20 protein-coding genes are annotated in these 19,586 nt (G+C 36.9%); 17 read left to right on the top strand and 3 right to left on the bottom strand.

What is annotated here, in order from left to right:
- Window positions 1–17 precede the first annotated feature (17 nt).
- The gene (locus FC19_RS11690) at window positions 18–197 is read left to right on the top strand and encodes a hypothetical protein (RefSeq protein ID WP_201782323.1); all 180 of its coding nucleotides are present in this window, start codon (window positions 18–20) and stop codon (window positions 195–197) included.
- Between the two features lie 206 nt (window positions 198–403).
- On the opposite strand, the gene FC19_RS09380 is transcribed toward FC19_RS11690, so the two are convergent.
- The gene (locus tag FC19_RS09380) at window positions 404–853 is read right to left on the bottom strand and encodes a MerR family transcriptional regulator (protein ID WP_057876713.1); all 450 of its coding nucleotides are present in this window, start codon (window positions 851–853) and stop codon (window positions 404–406) included.
- 145 nt (window positions 854–998) lie between these two features.
- Here FC19_RS09380 and FC19_RS09375 point away from each other — a divergent pair, with 145 nt between their 5' ends.
- Window positions 999–2,477 carry an MDR family MFS transporter gene (locus tag FC19_RS09375; RefSeq protein ID WP_057876712.1) on the top strand — a complete coding sequence of 493 codons (1,479 nt, stop codon included), beginning with the start codon at window positions 999–1,001 and terminating at the stop codon, window positions 2,475–2,477.
- The gene (locus tag FC19_RS09370; RefSeq protein ID WP_057876711.1) at window positions 2,477–3,205 is read left to right on the top strand and encodes a DUF4811 domain-containing protein; all 729 of its coding nucleotides are present in this window, start codon (window positions 2,477–2,479) and stop codon (window positions 3,203–3,205) included. The genes FC19_RS09375 and FC19_RS09370 overlap by 1 nt, the downstream gene beginning before the upstream one ends.
- Before the next feature lie 82 nt (window positions 3,206–3,287).
- On the opposite strand, the gene FC19_RS09365 is transcribed toward FC19_RS09370, so the two are convergent.
- Window positions 3,288–3,974, bottom strand: a complete 687-nt coding sequence (locus FC19_RS09365) for a Crp/Fnr family transcriptional regulator (RefSeq protein ID WP_057876710.1) — start codon at window positions 3,972–3,974, stop codon at window positions 3,288–3,290.
- Window positions 3,975–4,190: 216 nt separating this feature from the next.
- On the opposite strand from FC19_RS09365, the gene larA reads away from it, so the two are divergent.
- The 12 genes from larA (at window position 4,191) to FC19_RS09305 (ending at window position 16,457) form a co-directional block, all read left to right on the top strand.
- Window positions 4,191–5,471 carry a nickel-dependent lactate racemase gene (gene larA, locus FC19_RS09360; RefSeq protein WP_057876709.1) on the top strand — a complete coding sequence of 427 codons (1,281 nt, stop codon included), beginning with the start codon at window positions 4,191–4,193 and terminating at the stop codon, window positions 5,469–5,471.
- A gap of 1 nt (window position 5,472) precedes the next feature.
- Window positions 5,473–6,234 carry a nickel pincer cofactor biosynthesis protein LarB gene (gene larB / locus FC19_RS09355; protein WP_057876708.1) on the top strand — a complete coding sequence of 254 codons (762 nt, stop codon included), beginning with the start codon at window positions 5,473–5,475 and terminating at the stop codon, window positions 6,232–6,234.
- The gene (gene larC, locus FC19_RS09350; protein WP_057876707.1) at window positions 6,231–7,466 is read left to right on the top strand and encodes a nickel pincer cofactor biosynthesis protein LarC; all 1,236 of its coding nucleotides are present in this window, start codon (window positions 6,231–6,233) and stop codon (window positions 7,464–7,466) included. Before larB ends, larC begins: the two co-directional genes overlap by 4 nt.
- A gap of 4 nt (window positions 7,467–7,470) precedes the next feature.
- A complete protein-coding gene (gene larE, locus FC19_RS09345) occupies window positions 7,471–8,307 on the top strand; it encodes an ATP-dependent sacrificial sulfur transferase LarE (RefSeq protein ID WP_057876706.1) in 837 nt (278 codons plus the stop codon).
- A gap of 6 nt (window positions 8,308–8,313) precedes the next feature.
- Window positions 8,314–9,033 (top strand): MIP/aquaporin family protein, encoded by a 720-nt coding sequence (locus tag FC19_RS09340; protein WP_057876705.1) that lies wholly within the window; start codon window positions 8,314–8,316, stop codon window positions 9,031–9,033.
- Window positions 9,034–9,501: 468 nt separating this feature from the next.
- Window positions 9,502–9,900, top strand: a complete 399-nt coding sequence (locus tag FC19_RS09335) for a hypothetical protein (RefSeq protein ID WP_057876704.1) — start codon at window positions 9,502–9,504, stop codon at window positions 9,898–9,900.
- Window positions 9,901–9,911: 11 nt separating this feature from the next.
- Window positions 9,912–12,737, top strand: a complete 2,826-nt coding sequence (locus FC19_RS09330; protein WP_057876703.1) for a sigma-54-dependent transcriptional regulator — start codon at window positions 9,912–9,914, stop codon at window positions 12,735–12,737.
- A gap of 184 nt (window positions 12,738–12,921) precedes the next feature.
- Entirely contained in the window at window positions 12,922–13,362 is a 441-nt protein-coding gene (locus tag FC19_RS09325; protein ID WP_057876702.1) for a mannose/fructose/sorbose PTS transporter subunit IIA, read from the top strand.
- Complete coding sequence (locus FC19_RS09320) at window positions 13,359–13,844, top strand: PTS sugar transporter subunit IIB (protein ID WP_057876701.1); 486 nt, start codon at window positions 13,359–13,361, stop codon at window positions 13,842–13,844. Before FC19_RS09325 ends, FC19_RS09320 begins: the two co-directional genes overlap by 4 nt.
- A gap of 21 nt (window positions 13,845–13,865) precedes the next feature.
- Window positions 13,866–14,690 (top strand): PTS mannose/fructose/sorbose transporter subunit IIC, encoded by an 825-nt coding sequence (locus FC19_RS09315; RefSeq protein ID WP_057876700.1) that lies wholly within the window; start codon window positions 13,866–13,868, stop codon window positions 14,688–14,690.
- A 12-nt stretch (window positions 14,691–14,702) separates the two neighbouring features.
- Entirely contained in the window at window positions 14,703–15,533 is an 831-nt protein-coding gene (locus tag FC19_RS09310) for a PTS system mannose/fructose/sorbose family transporter subunit IID (RefSeq protein WP_057876699.1), read from the top strand.
- Window positions 15,534–15,632: 99 nt separating this feature from the next.
- Window positions 15,633–16,457, top strand: coding sequence for a Cof-type HAD-IIB family hydrolase (locus tag FC19_RS09305; RefSeq protein ID WP_057876698.1), 825 nt, complete (start codon window positions 15,633–15,635; stop codon window positions 16,455–16,457).
- A 38-nt stretch (window positions 16,458–16,495) separates the two neighbouring features.
- On the opposite strand, the gene FC19_RS09300 is transcribed toward FC19_RS09305, so the two are convergent.
- The gene (locus FC19_RS09300) at window positions 16,496–17,335 is read right to left on the bottom strand and encodes a YitT family protein (RefSeq protein ID WP_057876697.1); all 840 of its coding nucleotides are present in this window, start codon (window positions 17,333–17,335) and stop codon (window positions 16,496–16,498) included.
- 508 nt (window positions 17,336–17,843) lie between these two features.
- Between FC19_RS09300 and FC19_RS09295 the strand changes: the two genes are divergently transcribed.
- Window positions 17,844–19,121 (top strand): O-acetylhomoserine aminocarboxypropyltransferase/cysteine synthase family protein, encoded by a 1,278-nt coding sequence (locus FC19_RS09295; protein ID WP_057876696.1) that lies wholly within the window; start codon window positions 17,844–17,846, stop codon window positions 19,119–19,121.
- Window positions 19,122–19,286: 165 nt separating this feature from the next.
- The gene (locus FC19_RS09290) at window positions 19,287–19,586 is read left to right on the top strand and encodes a thiamine-binding protein (protein WP_057876695.1); all 300 of its coding nucleotides are present in this window, start codon (window positions 19,287–19,289) and stop codon (window positions 19,584–19,586) included.

The following is a 19,586-nucleotide window of genomic DNA, read 5'->3' as shown; positions in this document are numbered from 1 at the left end:
ATCGTCGAAAGTTGAGAGTGTCACCTAGAAATCGCACATATATTTTTGAATTGGTTGTGAGTAACTTAGAGGTAAACGGGAAAACTTGGACAGTGGAACAAGTTGATTCATATAATTTTAGATCAATAGAGAAATTGGATCAAAAATTAACTTTTGATCCAATTTCTCTATTGATTACACATAAACACGTTCCATAAAGTAAAATTCTTCGTCTAACCTCGAATTAATTACTCATAGCAAAAAAACATGTTATATTCATAATTTCATACTAGTACTCAATTTTTATCGACTTAGGGAAAATGCTCTGTTTTAGGGTCAATCAAGTCGCTAAATGATATTTTCTAAAAATTTATTTTCCTATTTTATCAGTCTGACTAAATGTATTTTAATAAAAAACTCTGTACTAGTTCAACTCAAAGTGTACCTGTTTTCCTTCTATCCGGAGGCTTAGGTTTTTACTTGGGTCAGGATCAAAAAGGCCTAGATCGATAATAGTACTTTCGGGGGTCTTTTTAATTTGCTTTAAGCGTGAATGTAGCCCTTTTTTAATTTCTTTAAAAGTTTGTGAATAGTAAGTTGCTTTTTTTGCTGCAACTGACAGGGTAAACCCTTCATTTTGAAAAAAATTTATAGTGTATATTTGAAAAACGGCATCAAACCTAAATTGATTTTTTTTGCGTTCTCCACAAGCTTGAATATATCCCTTCTGGTTCCAGTAGCGTAATTTATTTTGAGGGACATCCGTGATAGATGCAAGTTCCGGAATGCCCAAATAGAATTTACTGTCTTCTAGTATTGTTTTTACGAAATCATGAAAATCAATTACCTCTGTCGGCTTTATCTGTTTATCCATAATAGCCTCCTTTGCTAAATATCTTTAATAACATTATAAATAAAAATAATAACATTGTAAACTAACTTTACATAAGTGTTATAAAAAGTTATAATTCAAAGTGCACTTTTGATAAGTGAGTATAGTAACGAAAGAAGGAATAAATTTGTCTGATGTAAAAGAAAATAAAAATAAAGAGTACAATCTTTTTTTGTTAGTGGCTATTTTGCTAATCGGTACTTTTTGTACGGTTTTGAATCAAACCATTTTAGCAACAGCTTTACCGACCTTAATGAAGGCTTTCGATGTTTCAACATCTACAGTTCAATGGCTGACGACTGGTTTTTTGATGGTCAATGGAGTTATGATACCTGTTTCAGCCTGGCTGTCGACACGTTTTAATACGAAGTGGTTATATATTGTAGCAATGAGTATTTTTGAAATTGGGACGATAACTGCATGGACAGCTCCAACATTTGGCTTTTTGCTTGCAGGACGGCTGATCCAGGCCGTCGGTGTCGGAATATCAATGCCTCTTCTGCAAAATATTATGCTCTCTGTTTTCCCAGCAAATAAACGTGGGGTCGCAATGGGTATGGCCGGAGTCGTTATTGGTGTAGCACCGGCTATCGGGCCGACCCTTTCTGGTTTTGTAATTGATACATGGCATTGGCGTGATTTGTTTGGGATGATTATCCCAATTGTTGCCATTGTAATCATAATGTCGTTCTTCTACATGAAGCCCGTGCTTAAGACAAGCAAGTCTAGTTTAGATTGGGTATCACTGACACTTTCAACAGTTGGTTTTGGCTCTCTTTTATATGGTTTCTCATCTGTTGGAGATAATGGGTGGACTTCTGCCATTGTGCTTTCAGCGTTAGCAATTGGTGCAGTATTTATTGTGTTATTTGTCTGGCGCCAGTTAAAGATTGAAAAACCATTTCTTGAGTTACGTGTTTTTTCATCAGCTGAGTTTACGATTGCCACAGTGTTAAGCTCAGTGGTGATGGTTGCAATGGTTGGAGTTGAAATGATAATTCCGATGTATTTGCAGATGATTCATGGAATGAGTGCTTTTCATTCAGGCCTGCTGCTTTTGCCAGGTGCACTTATGATGGCGGTTATGAGTCCTATTACAGGGAAAACTTTCGATCGTCTTGGCGCGCGTAGGCTAGCAATTTTGGGCCTGTTCCTTTTAACAATCGGAACAATACCGTTTGTTTTGATTACTAAGCAAACACCAACATTGTATATTGTTTTGTTATATGCACTGAGAATGTTTGGAATATCAATGGTAATGATGCCCGCAACTACAGCAGGAATGAACGCTTTGCCTATTGAACTTATATCTCATGGAACGGCTGTTAATAATACGGTTCGTCAAGTGGCAAGTTCAATTGGAACGGCGATTCTGGTCTCGGTTTTATCAAATACGACGAAGGGGCAAATGCCTGGAAAACATTTGTTGCATTCTGCACCCTTAGAATACAAAGTAAAGGCAATCAATGCAACGATGACGGGATATCATGCGGCATTTTGGATTGCAGTTGGTTTCAGTATTGTTGGTTTTGGACTGGCATTCTTTTTAAGTGATAAAAAAAGAACGAAGAAAGAAATTTTAAAGAATAAAAGGGGGGAAGCCTAATGATTATTTTTGCATTAATCTTTGGTGCGATCGCTATCTTCACAAGCTTTATTTATATTGAAAAAGTACTCCCCAGACTGCTATGTACATTTATTTCAGGAGTTATATTAGTCGGATCAATTGGGGGCATTGTTGGCAATTACTACGATCACTTTGGAATGCATAAAGTAACAGAAACAACTATACAAAAAATTTATTCAGCAGATACTACTGGTAAAATGAATATGATCCTTTTTCAACCCATTGGAACTGCGGGCAAAGAGAATGTTTACATTTTTACAAGACATGAAAATGCTAAAAAGGTTAGCCACACTAAGGCTAATGAGTATACTTCAAATAAAATCACACTTACTAAGGGCAGTGAAGCAACTTTAAAGACAACAAAGGTCCGTTGGCAATATAAATCTAATGCATATAAGTTCTGGTTTGGCATTGCCAACAATAATAATAAGTTGATAAAAAGGACGAATCGTTTTTATATTCCGAAGAATTGGTTTGTACTGTCAACGCAACAAGCTAAAGAATTGAAGAAAAAAATGTCTAGCAGCAGTTTTCAAGCTAAGGCTAAGGAAGAGGCAGCAGCCTATGTTGAAAGTAAAATAAAGGCTGCAATTGTGCAAGATCCGAGCCTGATGACTGATAAGAATAGACAAAAAAAATTGACTCAACAACTTGCAGCAGAATATCAAGCAAAATTGCTCAAGGAAACAGTTTCTAAAATAAAATAGTTTAGTATGTTGCAAAATAAATAGATAATAAAAAGCTTTGAGATCTAACTATTGTTGAAAATAGTTAGGTCTCAAAGTTTTTTTAATATGCTATATAATCATCTAATTTTTGAACATTACTGATAATAATGCGGCGATTGTTTTTGGAACTATTTCCAAATTCGATAACCTTTTCTTCTTTTAGTTTGCGCATCATCCGGCTAACGCTAGTATGATTAGCAATACCGCAAAAACCTGCGATATCTTCATTTGTAACATTAAAATCAATCATGATTTTCGAACTTTCGGGCAATGGTTGCCCAAATTTAAATGCCATATCACGCAAGAAACTAGCTAAAGCTCCCAGTTTGCCATTCATTGTTAAACGCTGTAAACGCGATGAACTTTCGGACAAACGGTGACGATAGTATTGTTTAACATAGTTTTGTAAGCGAAAATTTGAATTTACATATTTCCAAAATTTAACTCGATTTATTTGATAAAACGTTGCTTCGCTAGATTCAATTCTCACGTTGAAAGGTTGTTCGTCATACTGTAATGCTTCATCATGAAGCAGAGAGATCACATCTGGTTGGTTGATATATGAAATGTTAAATTCACGACCATCCTGCAAGATAACAGAGGTTTTTATGATGCCTTCTTTCAGGATAAAAACACTCGCAGCTTTCAAGCCGTGAAAGGTTAGGTAAGTGTGATAACTTTTTGTAATTGTGGAAATTTGTTTATTTTTCAGAAAACTTACTAGGTAATTTATATCTTTATTCGGCAAAAAAATAACCTCTCTTTCTAGTCTTTTGTAATAGCTATATTACCCTGTAGTTATATATTCCTCTCTTAATGTTTATTTGCGTTAACAAATGATAACGAAATAAGATACTATCCATTGATTATGGACTTTAGTATGAATGATTGTCAATGAAAACCTGAAACATAGGGACTATGATACTTTCTGTTAGCAAAATTAATTGAAAGAGGATGAATATTTGTGGTAGAGATTAATCTTCCATATGATCGAGGCTTTGTAACGGCTAAAATTGAAGATAAAAATTTTGCTGGATCCCTCGTATCAAAAGCAGCAACATATAAAGCTGAGTTTTCAGAAAACCAATTGGTAGAAAACTCATTAGATAACCCAATTGGAAGCCCAACGCTTGAAAGTCTTGCGCAGGGAAAGAAAAATATTGTAATTATCAGTTCAGATCATACTAGACCGGTGCCTTCACATATCATAACGCCTATCCTATTACGTCGTTTACGCAGTGCAGCACCAGAAGCAAGGATTCGAATCTTGATTGCGACTGGTTTTCATCGCCCATCAACCCATGAAGAATTGGTGAATAAGTATGGAAAAGAAATAGTTGAACATGAAGAGATTGTTATGCATATGTCCCAAAAAGATGAAGATATGGTGAAAATTGGAAAGCTGCCTTCCGGCGGGGATTTGATTATTAACAAAGTTGCCGAAGAAGCTGATTTATTAATTTCAGAAGGCTTTATTGAATCACACTTTTTTGCTGGCTTTTCTGGTGGACGCAAGTCTGTTTTACCAGGTATTTCTTCATACAAGACAATTATGGCAAATCATTCGGGTGAATTTATTAATGATGCCCATTCTAGAACAGGTAACCTGCACCACAATTTAATACATCAAGACATGGTTTATGCCGCAAAGACAGCAGGTTTAAAATTTATTCTAAATGTGGTTTTAGATGAAGACAAGCATATTATTGGTTCTTTTGCAGGCGATTTGGAAAAAGCACATAAAAAAGGAACCGATTTTGTTGGTGACCTTGCGGGTGTAAAAGCAATTAAAAGTGATATTGCGATTTCAACTAATGGCGGTTTCCCGCTCGATCAGAATATTTATCAAGCAGTTAAAGGTATGACTGCAGCAGAAGCAACAAATAAACAAAACGGTACGATCATAATGGTTGCAGGTTGTCGTGATGGTCATGGTGGTGAAGGATTTTACCATAATTTAGCAGATGTTGAAGATCCAAAAGAATTTTTAGATGCAGCAATCAATACACCACGCTTGGAAACTGTACCAGATCAATGGACCTCTCAAATTCTTGCTAGAATTTTGACGAACCATTATGTCATTATGGTTTCAGACCTAGTTGATCCTAAACTTGTGACGAATATGCATATGAAATTAGCAACATCGATTGATCAAGCTTTGGAAATGGCATTTGAACGTGAAGGAAAAGATGCTAAGGTAACCGTTATTCCAGACGGCCTTGGTGTAGTTGTAAAGGATAACTAATATGGAACAACAACAATTACTGAAAGTTTTGCAAGATGTTGCAAACCAAACTCTAACACCAGCGGCGGCAGTCGGAAAATTAGGTAATGATGGTTTTGAAGAATTAGATTATGCAAAAATCGATACGACACGAGCGCAAAGAACTGGATACCCAGAAGTTATTTATGGTTCAGGTAAGTCAGCTCAACAGATCATAGGTATCGTAAAAGCAATGAAAGAACGTCAAAAATCAATTCTAGCGACTCGAGTTGATTCTCAAAAAGCTGATGTGGTTACTCAAGCATTGCCTTTTTTAAAGTATGATGCTACTTCTCAAACTTTAACTTCCCAAGATAAAGAGAGTGTGAAGATCGGAAATATTGCGATCGTCACAGCTGGAACATCAGATATAAAAGTTGCAGAGGAAGCAGCCATTACTGCTGAAATTTTTGGTAATCAAGTTACGCGAATATATGATGTCGGTGTTGCTGGCATTCATCGTTTATTTGCAAAACTTGAGCTTATCAGACAAGCTAATGTGGTGATCGTAATTGCTGGAATGGAAGGCGCATTGACAAGTGTTGTTGGAGGGCTGGTAGATCATCCCGTTATCGCAGTACCAACCAGTATTGGGTACGGAAGCAATTTAGGCGGGATGACACCGCTGCTAACAATGCTTAACAGTTGTTCATCAGGAATAAGTGTCGTAAATATTGATAATGGTTTTGGCGCAGCCTATAACGCTAGTATGATCAATCGATTGATAAGTAAGGAGCATATATGAAAACCTTAGTTTTAGATGCTTTTTCTGGTATTAGTGGTGACATGTTTTTGGGAGCAATGTTTGATTTAGGTCTATCCCAAGCAGAATTTGAAGAACAATTGAATAAATTGAAGGTCAAAGGATACCAGATAACAATTAAGCGGACGGCACGTTCCAGTATTACAGGAACAGACTTTGATGTTGTTTTAGATGGAAACTTGCCTAAGGATCATGGCTTTGATGAACACGAACAACATCATCATCACGGTCGTAATTTCATGATGATCAAACAATTGATAATACAAAGCGAGTTAAAGACCGCAGTTAAAGAAAGAGCCATCAAGATGTTTGAACAAATTGCACTTGCTGAAGCGAAGGTGCATGGAAAGAAGCTGGAAGACGTTCATTTTCATGAGGTCGGGGCTTTGGACTCCATTGTCGATATTGTTGGTGCAGCAATTGCTTTTGATATGTTGCAGATCGATAAGCTGATTGTTAATAATTTGTCTGACGGTGTAGGAACAATCAAGATTGCGCATGGGGTAGTGCCAGTACCAGTACCTGCTGTTATGGAAATGCAGTTAAACACTGCGATTCCTATTCAGAAGAGATTTGACGTCCATACGGAATTGATAACTCCAACAGGAATGGCAATTGTCAAGTGTATGGCAAGTGAGTTCAATGCTTCTATTTTAAATAGTGTGCTTGAAAAAACGGGGTACGGATTTGGTAAACGAGAGACAGGAAGTCTAAATGCTTTGCGTGCCAGTTTATACAACTCTAAGCTTAGCCAGCAGCAGGTCGATAAAACGAATGATAGTGTATTGTTGTTAGAAACAAATTTAGATGATGCTACTGGGCAGCAATTATCACTTACGATTAAAAAAGCACTTGATTTAGGTGCTAAAGATGCTTGGGCAGAACCAATTATAATGAAAAAGGGCAGACCAGCTTATAAGTTATGTTTGTTGACAGCGCCAGAGCAGCAAGACTTTTTTGTTAAATTTTTGTTTAGCAATACCCCAGCGATAGGGCTACGGATTCAACTCATGCACCGAGAGATTATGGAAAGAAAAATTGAACAGGTGCAGACTGTGTATGGCAAAGTCGGAATAAAAAAGCTGAGTTATCACGGAGTAAGTAAAGTTTCTATCGAACATGACGATATCGTAAAACAGTCGCAGAAAACAAAAGAAAGTTCTGAGAAAATCAGATTGGCTGTTCTACAAGAAATTGAAAATAAGGGAGAGTAACATAATGACAACGTTTATAGAAAAAGAAGAAAAATTACAAGCTATTTTAACTGATTATCATAAAGTAATCGTAGGATTTTCTGGTGGAATTGATTCTACTGTTGTTTTGAAGGAAGCTGTCGATATTTTGGGCAAGGAAAATGTTTTAGCAGTTGTTGCAAATTCAGAACTTTTTTCTGATGAAGAATACAATAAAGCTGTGACTTTAGCTCAAGAATTGGATGTTAATGTACAAGGCATCGAATTAGATTATTTAGCTAATGAAAATATCAGTAATAACACACCTGAATCATGGTACTACATGAAGAAAATCTTTTATAAAGCACTTAACAAGATAGCAGCTGATTTTAATGCAGATGCTGTTTTAGATGGTATGATCATGGATGATAATAACGATTTTCGTCCTGGTTTAAGAGCTAGAGATGAAGAAAAGGCAGTATCTGTTTTGCAAACTGCCGACATTTACAAAATAGATGTCCGTGAGATAGCTAAGAAATTAGAATTGAACAACTGGAACAAGGTCGCTTCCTGTTCTGTTTCTTCTCGTTTCCCATATTATACGAAATTAACTAGTGAGAAGATCGAAAAGGTTATGGCTGCGGAAGCATACTTACGAGCTTTAGGTTTCCCTACAGTACGTGTTAGAGTTCATGGAACAGTAGCACGCGTTGAAGTGCCAGCAACTGCTTTTAATGACTTCATGCTTTCACGAAAAGAAATTAATAATAAACTTTTGAAGTTGGGTTATGAATTTGTGACACTTGACTTAAGTGGTTTTGAGAGTGGAAGAATGAATGAAGTTCTTTCAGAAAATACTAAGAAGAAAGTATTGGTGGGATAGTAAAAAATGGATTATTCATTATTAACTCGTTGTTTTGCAGAATTTTTCGGAACAGCAATAATGGTTGCGCTTGGTAATGGTTCTGTTGCGAATGTTGAACTAAAAGGAACGAAAGGCTTTCATGGTGGTTGGGTTTTAATTGGTTTTGGGTACGGAATAGGTGTTATGATTCCTGCTTTGATGTTTGCAACTGTTTCAGGTGCACAAATAAACCCCGCCTTCACGGTCGCTCTTGCTGTAACCGGTAGTTTCCCTTGGGGGGAAGTAATCCCTTATCTTGTTGCACAGCTTTTAGGAGCTATTTTTGGTCAATTAATGATAGTTATTGCCTATAAACCATACTATGAAAAAACAACAAATCCAGAAGCAATTTTGGGAACATTTTCGACAATCGATGCTGTTAACAGCAAATTTAACGGCTTTGTAAATGAATTTATAGGAACATTTCTTTTGGTCTTTGGCGCTTTAAGTATAACTGCAGATAAGGTTGATTCGCGCGCTGATTTCATCGGATTAGGTTTCTTAGTCATGTGTTTGGTTGTTTCATTCGGTGGTCCTACAGGCCCTGCACTGAATCCAGCACGTGATATTGGTCCAAGATTGCTGCATGCTGTTTTACCATTTAAGTACAAAGGAAGCTCACAATTTAGTTACAGCTGGGTTCCGATCGTTGCTCCAATTTTGGGAGCAGTTGTGGCAGCCGCAATTCATAAGGCTTTGTTCTGATAGTCAGTAAATAATAACCTAGTTGATAGATAGCATGATATTAAACGACAAAGATGGTTGCAATTAATTTTTACCCAATTTAAATATTTCATATTATAAGGGTAGAGAACTATATAAGTTCTTTACAAAAATAAAGCGGAATATCAAAAATCTTTTTTGATTTTTGATATTCTGCTTTTTTATTTGAATATAATGTTTTAGATCGTTAATAGCTAGGGGGGTGAGTCGCTTTTTGTTCTTGCCTCAAATGAAGATATACAGCGAAATTGGCTGGCTTTTTTGCTTTAGCAGGTAAAGAAAATCAATTTTATCAAATGGTCCAAATTGGAGAAATTTTTGACTGTCTTTTTTATAAAGCGGTTAATTGTGATAAAGTACTTATTAGTAGGTGTTACATTTGAACTGCTGAAAAAGGAAGATTATGCACTTTAAAGTTAAAAAAAATGTAATTAAAGGGGGAAACATCTAGTGTCACTTTTTATTGATAGAAACAAGTTCAAAAAATATATGTTAAATGAGGTTCCAGGGATTTTGTATGATGAAAAAAACGTTTTGCTTTCGTTAAACACCGTTAAGTCAGCGCCAAAGATGAATTGCATCTATGTGAGCCATGATTTTTTCTTTGCAGCACAATATCAGAGCAATTTTGATACTTTTGCTAAAGGATTTTCTTTAAATAAAAACCAAATTCAACATATGTACTTAAAAGACAAAATGATGTCAACGCAGTTAATTATTGAAACTAATGAAAAATTGAAAGATGGAAATCAAATTGTGTTGAAAATGAACCTGCCTAAATTAAATCGGACACCTTGGCATATCAAAAATCTCAAGAGAATTCGAACACAGTTGGAGATGGTTAAATAGGGGGAAAAAATTTGAAACGAATTGAAAAAGTATACAATCATCTTTTAAACGTTTGGCAGAAAGCTGATAAGGAGAGAATACTAAAACAGCAAGGAAGTTCAGCAACTGAATTGGCTCAAGCAATGGGGTTAACACGTTCGAATGTTTCACTTGAATTAAATAGACTAGTAAGAGCAGGAAAGGTTTTAAAAGTCAAAACTTTTCCGGTTCATTATCTTCCAGTAGAAAGTGTGGAAAAAAAACTGGCTGTTCATACGTTTAGTTATTTTGAAACTTCAAGTTTGAAAGAATTGCTAAAGACACAAGCAGATCAAAATGAAATTGGTCAGAGAGTGGAAGAGGGAAAATCCTCTGGTAGTCACAGTTTTTCACAAACAGCAGCTAGCAAAGCAAAAAATCCTTTATTAAAAATGATTGGATATAAAGGTAGTTTAAGAAAAGCAACCTCACAAGCTGAAGCCGCAATCATGTATCCACCACATGGATTGCATATGATGCTTTTAGGTCAAACAGGTGCTGGGAAAACATATTTTGCGAACAAGATATATGAATATGCCAGATATAAAAAGCTCCTAAAAGAAGATGCTCCGCTTATTTCCTTCAACTGTGCGGATTATTATAATAACCCGCAACTGCTCATGTCGACACTGTTTGGACATGCTAAGGGAGCTTACACTGGCGCGGCAGAAGCTGAAAAGGGTTTAGTCGAACAGGCTGATAATGGAGTATTGTTACTTGATGAAGTTCATCGGCTTCCTCCAGAAGGTCAGGAAATGTTATTCTATTTTATCGATAATGGAACTTTTAACAGACTGGGAGAGAATCAGAAACGTCGACGTGCAAATGTTTTGATTATCTGTGCGACAACAGAAGATCCGGATTCTTCAATGCTGAAGACTTTTTTGCGAAGGATTCCGATGACCATTTCAATTCCAGCGCTTGAAGAGCGCCCATTAAGCGAGCGGGTAGAGTTAGCAAAGTTTCTTTTTCAAAGGGAAGCTGAACGAATCAAAAAGAATTTGAGTGTTAGAATCGATGTTTTCATTGCCTTATTGACAGAAGTCAATTATGGCAATGTTGGTCAATTGAAGTCGCAAGTACAGTTGACCTGCGCACAAGCTTTTCTAAACAATATTGGTTCAAAAGATGATGTCAGTGTACAGTTGCGTGATTTACCTGAAGGATTGCGGCAAGTCTGGCTTTCAAATTCAGCGAAAGAACGAAGAAAAGCTAATATTTCTGAATATTTAGACACTAATACTGTTTTCTATGTGGATAAAACGCTGCAACCTGATGAAAAAGATAATATTTATGAATTGATTGAAAATAAAGTGAAGGCGCTGGCAGCCGAAGGGGTACCGGAAAATGATATTCAGCAATATATCATGGTGGATATGCATTTGCACATTAAGAATTTCTTCAAACAAAATGTTAGCGATGATAATTTATCCAAATTTGTTGATCGAAGGATTCCGCAGTTTGTTGAACATTTAAAACAAATTGCAGAAGAACAACTACACTGTCAATTTGATCGACGATTTGTTTACTATTTAAGTATGCATATTGATGCTTTCTTTAAACGCGGTAATAAAACAGATCTTCTGATGAAAAATGAAGTTAATAAAATAAAGCAAACACATGAACCAGAATATCGAGTAGCACAAATTTTTCAAAAAGAAATCAGCAAAACATTTGCTGTTAAGATGCCCGATATGGAAGTTATTTATTTAACAATGCTCCTAACTTCGATCAAATCAATGTCCGAAGGCAAGAAAGTTGGAATTTTGGTGGCCGCGCATGGTAATTCAACGGCTTCTTCAATGGTTAAAGTTGCAACTGATCTTTTAGGAGATGCCAACATTGCGGCTTTGAACATGCCCTTAACGGTTTCGCCAACTGAGATTTTAGATAGTCTTGCTGAATTAACCAAAAAACTTAATCAAGGCAAGGGTGTGTTGTTACTTGTTGATATGGGTTCATTGGCGATGTTTAATCACAGGTTAGAGAAAATGACAGGAGTTCCGCTTAGGACACTGCCTAATGTTACAACGTCACTTGTTTTGGATGCATTGCGCAAAGTAAATTACTTAGATATGGATCTTGGCACAATTTATGTTTCGATTAAACAGGACATGTCACAAATGATAGCGCAGCTGGCCCCGACTACATCTGGTCAAAAGAAAGCTATTGTTTCAATTTGCATGACAGGTAGTGGGACAGCCAAAAAGTTAAAACAGATTATAAGTGAGATCGTTTCTAAAACAACTTCAGAACAAATAAAAATTTTTACTATTTCTGCTTTGAAAATGGCTGAAGAAATCCCGAAAATCGCTAATGAATACGAAATAATAGCGGCTGTTGGAACTAAACAGCCCAGTGTGGCGATTCCTTATATTTCATTAGAGGATTTGATTGCTGGAAATGGTGAAAAACAACTGGTCGCATTAATGGATCCCAACGTTAAGTTGCCAGAGTCGACAATTGATAAGAACATAGTTGTTTCAAATATGTGTGAAGATGTTTTACGTACACATTTGGTATATCTTAATCCTTTTTTAGTGTGCCAAATGTTGGTTGATTGGTTGAATAAGTTACAAAATAAAATGCAGGAGGATTTCTCCAATAGCCGCCAGATAAAATGTATTGTTCATACAGCGTTTGCTCTTGAACGTGTTTTAAGAGAAAACACGGCAAAATACACTGAAGTACCCAGTTGTGCAGTGAAAGATGCGTTTCCGATAATAGAAGAAACTCTGAATTCAAGTATAAGTTCGCTTAAAATAAAGCTTCCAGAAGACGAACTTTATTTCATCACTGAAACTGTTTTAAATTATTAATAACCTGTATTAAAAGCAAAATAATTGTATTAAAACAAGCCGAATCTGTTCTGCTTTTTATAGAACAGGTTTGGCTTGTTTCAGTAAAAAGGGTTATCGAATTGGGATTCTTGTAAGGGTTTTAGATAATTGGCATGAGTTTTGCTATGTATAAAGTGTAAATGATTTTGGAGGAGGATTGATTATGGTAAAACTTATTATTTCAGGACATGGAGAAATTTCAACGGGAATTGTCAGTGCCGTTAATATGATTTTTGGCGAAAATGATAATGTTGTTGCAGTTCCTTTCAAAAAAGGAGAAGGATTGGAGGATATAAAAGAGCATTATGAAACTACGCTAAAAAAATTTCCAGCAGAAAGTGAGTTTCTTTTCTTGGTAGATCTTTTCGGTGGAAGCCCATACAATGCGGCCATTCAGTTAGCATATGGAAATGAGAACATCGATATTGCTACAGGGGTAAATCTGCCTATGGTTCTCGAAGCTTTGGGGATGGTTGAAACAAACTCTTTGAGAGAAATTATAAGGCATCTAAAGGAGGCAGTTCCAGAAAGTTTCAAAATTTTTTCAGAACAGACACAGAAATTAACGGATCAAGAAGATAATGAGGAGGATGATTTATTATGAAAATTACGGTAACTAGAATCGATGATAGATATATTCATGGGCAAGTTTTAACAAAGTGGATTAAGCTGCTTCCAGCAGAAAGAATAATTGTTGTTAGTGATGAAGTTGCAGAAGACCCTATGCGAAAAACATTGGTTTTGTCTGTTGCTCCCTCAAATGTGAAAGCGAATGCTGTTACACCTGAGAAAATGGGACGAGTTTTCCAAAATCCAAAATATGCGGAAACAACGGCAATGCTTCTTTTCGGTAATCCAGGTGAAATAGTTGAAGCGATTGAAAACGGAGTCGATATTAAAACGGTCAATGTTGGTGGAATGCGGTTTGATCCTAAGAAGACTCAAATTACTGAATCGGTCAGCGTTGCTCCTGAGGATGTTGAAGCATTTAAAAAACTCAGTGATATGGGGGTAAAACTAGAATTGCGGCAATTACCGGGAGATTCTAGTCAAGATTTCGCAAAAATTTTGAAACAAAAAATTTAATTTTCCAAAGGAGGAATTGTTGTGAATATCATACAGATTATTTTAATATTACTTGTCGCTGGGATTGCTGGAATGGGTTCTGTTCTTGATGAAGCCCAGACTCATCGTCCCCTAGTTGCTTGTACATTAATCGGACTTATTCTAGGAGATGTGAAAACAGGTATTATTTTGGGCGGAACACTTGAAATGATGGCTTTGGGTTGGATGAATGTTGGATTGGCAATGGCACCTGATACAGCCTTAGCATCTGTTATTTCAACTTTGTTGGTAATTAACACACATACAAGTATTGGTGAAGGAATTGCGATTGCTGTTCCACTGGCAGCAGCTGGACAAGCATTGACGATTTTTGTAAGAACAATTGTAGTTTTCTTTGTTCATAAAGGTGATGACTATGCTCAAAAAGGAAATTATCGTGCCATTGAGTGGATGCATGTTATCGCTCTAGGATTGCAGGCGTTGCGCGTTATGATACCGACGGGGATTGTTTTGGCACTTAGCACGTCGGCAGTTGAAGGAGTTCTTAAATCAATTCCGACTGTCATTACCGGCGGACTGCAGATAGGCGGAGGAATAATTGTTGTAGTTGGATACGCAATGGTAATTAACATGATGGATGTCCCTGAATTGAAGCCATTCTTCTATCTAGGATTCTTATTCGCTGCATTTACCAAATTTAACTTGGTAGGTTTTGGGGGTCTAGGCTTGATTCTCGCATTATTATATCTCCAACTTGAATATAGCGGCAAAAACAATGGTTCTCAAGCTGCCGTTGCCAGTGCAGGATCTAATCGGCAAAGCAATAACTCTGCTGATGATGATCTAGATGACGATTTGGATGATTAGGAGGATTTTAAAATGCAAACAACACAAACTGGAAAAAATAAAGTTGCACTGACCAATAAGGACCTCAATAGTATGTTTTTTCGTTCATTGTTTCTGTTAGGTTCTTTTAACTTCGAACGTGCACAAAATATGGGATTTTGTTTTGTAATGATCCCAGCAATCAAAAGGTTATATAAACCAGGTAAAGAGCGTAATGAAGCTCTTGCACGGCACATGGAATGGTTTAACACTCACCCATGGTTAACAGCTCCTATTTTTGGGGTAACGGCCGCCATGGAAGAAGAAAAGGCAAATACCGGCAAGGTAGATGAAACAGCAATTGCGGCTATGAAGATCGGATTGATGGGCCCTTTGGCTGGGGTCGGCGATCCTTTATTCTGGGGGACATCTCGTCCAGTGCTTGCAGCTTTAGGAGCAGGGATTGCGATGACAGGCAGTATTATCGGACCTCTTCTGTTTTTTGTATTAATCAATGCAATCCGACTTACATGTAAGTGGTATTTCCTGCGATATGGTTATACTAAAGGTAGTGAGATTATCCAGGATATGGCTGGGGGCCGTATCAAGAAATTAACGGAAGGTGCCTCGATTGTTGGTCTTTTTGTTATGGGAGCATTGGTTTCAAAATGGACAACGATTAATATTCCTATTGTAGCCACCAAAATTAATGGGAAGACACAAACAGTTCAAGACATTTTAGATTCAGTTATGCCTGGTATGCTTGCCTTAATACTGACGCTCTTTGTTTCATGGCTGTTGAAGAAGGGAGTCAATCCTCTTTTAATAATTTTTGCAATCTTCGGATTAGGTATTTTAGGAAAATGGCTAGGATTTTTAGGTTAAGCTAGAGTCGATTATTATAAAGCTGAGCGTAATTGGGTGTAGTAAAAATTACTCTCAGTTTTTTTTATAGTAAATTGAATGGTATTGGGGGGATTGTTTATGGGAAACAGTGTGAAATTAGTGATAAGCGATATTGATGGGACACTTTTAAACGCGAAGCATAACATAACCGGTGAATTAAAAAAGGCGGTAAAACGGGTCAGTGCTAACAATATACCGGTTGTTTTAGCATCCGCACGTGCTCCGCAAGGTATGTATCCTATTGCTAAAAAACTAGCAATACAGTCTAATCCACTTGTAAGTTATAATGGAGCCTATATTTTGAAAATGCACGAACAGAATGAATTGCAATCACTTAAAAGCCATCCTATGAAAAAGGAGGCTGTTATCAGAATAGTTGAGACAGTTAAAAAAAAATTTACTGAGATTTCGATAAACATTTATGCAAAAAACAATTGGTTTGTTGAAAAGGATGATATTTGGATAAAGATTGAGAGCAGTATCACTAAGTTGATGCCAACTAAAGTCCATTTTGACAGTTTATCCAAAGATGAGACAATCGAAGTTCATAAACTTCTTTTGATAGGAGAAAAAGATGAAATTCAAGAATTAGTTGCTTACTTGAAGATACTGCAACTTGAAGGAGTAACATTTTATTTGTCAAAGGAAAACTATTTAGAGATAGTTGCTGCTAATGTCTCAAAGGAGACTGCTGTTAAAGAGTTAGCGGGATACTATCGAATAAGTACAAAGGAAATTTTAACTATCGGTGATCAATTCAATGATATTCCAATGTTGAAGTTGGCAGGTGTAGGTGTAGCGATGGGAAATGCTCCTGAAGAAGTAAAAAAAGCCGCAACATTTGTAACGACTAGTAACAATAATGATGGAGCTGCCAAAGCACTGATAGATCACGTCTTATGAGTATTGTAAAATATATTTGGTTATAATTCTGATAAAGATCAAATGCCAAATCGGCCGCCATGAACGTTGGCAACATTTGAAGTGATTATAAAAGCTTCAGGATCAATAAGGTGGATCCTTCTGACGAGTGTTCCATAGCTTTGATCATCGACAACGACCATTAAGATTGCTTTTTGGTTGGCACTATAACCACCATGAACATCAAAAACAGTTAGACTGTGGTCCTCTTTTAGAATCATTTCTTGAATTTCCTCTAATTTTGTTTGGCTCATAATATGAAGCTGATATTTATGATCGAGTCCAGCTTCGATATAACGCATAATAAATGACGTAATCACCAAGGAGAATGCCGCTAGGAAAAATGCATTAAGCCCCGCAACGAAAACATTAAAGAAGGTTACAAGCAGATCAATAGCTAAAAGCGATAATGGGGCATTGATATGAAAGTGCTTTTTTAAGATCATCGGGGGAACAGTTGTCCCACCGCTTGAAGCCCCAATGCGATATAGAGTCGCGATTCCAACCGCAAAAGTTGCTCCTCCAATGATAACAGCCAGTAAAGAATCAGAAACAATTTTGAAACTGGGAGTAATATACATTAAGATAGGCAAGAGGAAGCTTCCAAGTGTTATGTTGCGAACGACCTGTTTATCAAGAAAAATTGCTGCGAAAACAATCATGATAACATTAATAATTAGAACGGATAAAGCTCGGTTGAAACCAAAGGCAGCATCAAGTAAAATAGCAATCCCAGTTGCACCGCCTGCAGCAATATTAATGGGTGCATAAAAAAAATTGATTGAAATCACAATGATTTCTAAGGCAATTATAAGAATTAAGGTACGAATATATGATTTGTGAATTAGTTTCTTTTTCATCAATAACTCCCTTTATTAATATTAATTAGTGGGTCTACCCTTAATTTTAGCAAACGTTGGCATTTTATTCTAGGAATAAACGATTCAAGTTGATAACGGGAGGATAATTTTCGTTAGAATTAGGTGCTAAATAAAAAAACTAATTGACACTTCAAAAAAGAAATGTTAGGATACGATAAATAGTAAATTAGATGTTGATGAGAAAAGTAGGCGGATTTCTGTTGTGGAAAGAGAGCTCTGGTTGGTGAAAATGAGCGAATGGAATATGTTGAAGATGAACTCGGAGTCATAATCAGCGGTGTAAGCCAAAGATTCGTCAGGACACGATATAGTCCCAGACATTATTTGTGTCGTTGAGACCGAGATCAGCAATGGCTTGGTGAAGTTGGGTGGTACCGCGTTATGACGTCCCTGCAATATTGAATAATATTGCAGGGATTTTTTTGTTTCATCAATTCTAGTATTGTTGTTGATACTAGTTTGTTAATTAATTAAGGGGGAATTTCATATGAGTAAAGCAGAACTAGGTTTTGAAACATTACAGGTGCACGCGGGACAAACTGTTGACGAAACGGGTGCAAGAGCTGTACCGATCTATCAAACGACATCATATGTTTTTAAAGATGCGAAGCAGGCGGCAGATCGGTTCAGTCTTAAGGAACCTGGGAACATTTATAGCCGACTGACTAATCCGACAACTGCAGTTGTTGATGCACGTGTTGCGGCATTGGAACATGGAACAAGCGGAGTGACACTTGCGACAGGCGCAGCCGCTGTTACTGCAGCGATTACTAATATTGCTGGACAAGGAGATGAAATAGTTGCTGCCAGCACACTATATGGCGGTACTTATAATCTGTTCAATGTTACTTTACCTAAATTAGGGATAAAAACGCACTTTGTTCATTCCGATGATCCAGCTAATTTTGCGAATGCGATAAATCAACATACAAAGGCAATTTATTTAGAAACAATTGGCAATCCAGATATTAACTTAGCGGATGTAGAAGCGATTGCTAAGATAGCGCACGAGAACGGTTTGCTTGTCCTTGTGGATAATACTTTTGCCTCACCCTACTTATATCGGCCGCTTGAACACGGCGCTGACATTGTGATTGAATCTGCTACGAAGTTTATTGGCGGGCATGGAACTGCAATGGGTGGCATAATTGTCGAGAATGGAAAATTTGACTATAAAAAAAGTGGGCGTTACCCAAGCTTTACCACTCCAAATGATCAATACAACGGACTGGTTTTTGCAGAACTCGAGGGTGGGGCTTTCACGACGAAGGTACGTGCTGAGAGTCTTCGTGATACAGGCGCTGCTATTAGCCCGTTTAATTCATTCTTATTGCTTCAGGGCCTTGAGAGTCTTTCCTTACGTGTGGAACGGCATGTTTCTAATACAAGAAAAATTATTGCTTTTCTGAATGATCATCCTAAAGTTGCGTGGATAAAATATCCAGAATTGGAAGAAAACCCATATCATAAGTTAGCCGAACGCGATTTTCCAAATGGTGTTGGTTCCATTTTCACGTTAGGCCTGGTTGGGGGTGAGACAGCAGGCAAAAGCCTAATTGAACATTTAAAACTATTTTCTCTGTTGGCGAATGTTGGTGACGCAAAATCATTGATTATCCATCCTGCGTCAACGACACATGCACAATTAAATGAAGAAGAGTTGAAAGAAACTGGAATCACACCTGATTTGATCAGGATCTCTGTTGGAATCGAAAATGCGGATGATTTAATTGCTGATCTAGAACAAGCATTGGAACAAGTTTAAACTTGTAATTGAGAAAAAATAATTTAAAAATTGCTGCTTGTGATTAGGCCTGTATAATAGACGTAGAAGGTAACTTGGCCTTTAACAATAAAAACTTAATCTGTTTTAGAAATTAAGAAGGTGCCCTGTTAGGATTTTCTTAATTAATGTTTAGGAGGAGAAAATATGAGCAACGCAGCAATGGCAATTCAGGTTTTACCCCAGGAAATAGATACCACCAAACTATTAAAAATTGTTGATGCAGCAATTGCCGAGATTGATGCTAGTGGACTGTCTTATGAAGTGGGTTCTTTTGAAACAACGATCGAAGGAGATCTAGACGAGTTGATTGCATTGATACCAGCTATTCAGCAAGCATGTGTAGCTGCTGGAGCAGAGATGATCAGTAATTATATTAAACTCAGCTATGCACCGAAGAAACATTTGCTAACGACTGACGAAAAATTGCACAAATATCGTAAATAA

The sequence above is a fragment of the Liquorilactobacillus aquaticus DSM 21051 genome, assembly GCF_001436755.1.
GTDB classification, from domain to species: domain Bacteria; phylum Bacillota; class Bacilli; order Lactobacillales; family Lactobacillaceae; genus Liquorilactobacillus; species Liquorilactobacillus aquaticus.
The sequence above is the reverse complement of the archived record's forward strand: the minus strand, read 5'-3'. Positions and strand labels throughout refer to the sequence as shown.